Annotated in this window: 2 protein-coding genes; one reads left to right on the top strand and one right to left on the bottom strand. The window is 66.0% G+C overall.

Annotation, left to right across the window (positions count from 1 at the left end; genetic code table 11):
• Positions 1-214: 214 nt before the first annotated feature.
• Positions 215-430 carry a hypothetical protein gene (locus TW83_RS16595; RefSeq protein WP_157001704.1) on the top strand — a complete coding sequence of 72 codons (216 nt, stop codon included), beginning with the start codon at positions 215-217 and terminating at the stop codon, positions 428-430.
• Between the two features lie 11 nt (positions 431-441).
• On the opposite strand, the gene TW83_RS16590 is transcribed toward TW83_RS16595, so the two are convergent.
• Entirely contained in the window at positions 442-816 is a 375-nt protein-coding gene (locus TW83_RS16590; protein ID WP_045983891.1) for a response regulator, read from the bottom strand.
• Between the last annotated feature and the right edge of the window lie 208 nt (positions 817-1,024).

Genomic DNA, 1,024 nt, shown 5'->3' with positions numbered 1-1,024 from the left:
CCCCGGCCGGGCCGCGTCAGGATCGCCGCTCGACCGCATAGGCCGGCGGGGTCGCGATCACTCGAGGCGGGGCCGTCTGCGATGCAGGGCAGGCGGCGTCGGTGCCTGGTCGGGGTCAGACCTGGGTACGCTTTGCCTTCGAAATCACTTGATGAAAGGTGGCATTCGGTATCCAACTCTGCGGATCAAAGCATCGCGCAGGAGGTGGCAAGTTATGCCCCGTATGACGCTGACGGGAATGCCGGGGCTCCACCCGGTCGTTCTCAGTTTCGAGGCCGACACCCTGTTCACCATCGAGAACGGACCCGAGGGGGCGACCATCCTTGGCCTGCATCGGCAGGGGTCCCAGCAGATCGTCCATGTCCGCGAGACGCGCGATCAGATCATCGCGGCCCGCGAGGCAGCGCTGTCGAACGCGCCGTCCCGGTAGCGCGCAGGGCGTCAGGCCGGATCGCTGGTCATCTGGTGCAGGGCGTCGATGATCTGGTCCGTGGGATAGGGCTTTGGAAAAAACCGCGCACCGGGCGGCAGGTCGGCGTCCCTGACGCCCAGGATCCCCGACGCGACGATGATGCGGATGTCGGGCCAGGTGGCGCTGACATGGGCCGCCAGCTTCAGGCCGTTCATCGATCCGGGCATCTCGACATCGGTGAACAGGATGGCGATGTCGGAGGTGCCGTTCAGCGTGGCCAGCGCGGCGTCGGCCGACTTGGCCTCGTAGGTCCGAAAGCCCGCGTCGTGCATCATGTCGACGGCTTCCATCCGGATCAGGATCTCGTCCTCGACGACAAGGACGGCGTTGCGGGGCTGGGACATGATGATTCTTCCGGGGATGGGGTGGCGGACGCTCAGTCCTGCTGCGTCAGGCCGGTCAGCGGTGATGTCAGTTCAAAACGCAAACCGCCGGGGTCATAATCCAGTTCCGCGATCCCGTCGAAGTATCCCGCCAAGGCCTGTTCGATCATCCGGCTGCCAAAGCCCTGACGGCGGGGCGGGGTGACGGTCGGCCCGCCATGTTCCTGCC

The organism is Paracoccus sp. S4493 (assembly GCF_000967735.1).
In the GTDB taxonomy this organism is placed as follows: domain Bacteria; phylum Pseudomonadota; class Alphaproteobacteria; order Rhodobacterales; family Rhodobacteraceae; genus Paracoccus; species Paracoccus marcusii.
This window is presented reverse-complemented; position numbering and strand designations above follow the sequence as displayed.

Coding starts and splice junctions, on each gene's coding strand:
- TW83_RS16595 (WP_157001704.1), top strand. CDS start 215: ATGCCCCGTATGACGCTGACGGGAATGCCGGGGCTCCACCCGGTCGTT.
- TW83_RS16590 (WP_045983891.1), bottom strand. CDS start 816: ATGTCCCAGCCCCGCAACGCCGTCCTTGTCGTCGAGGACGAGATCCTG.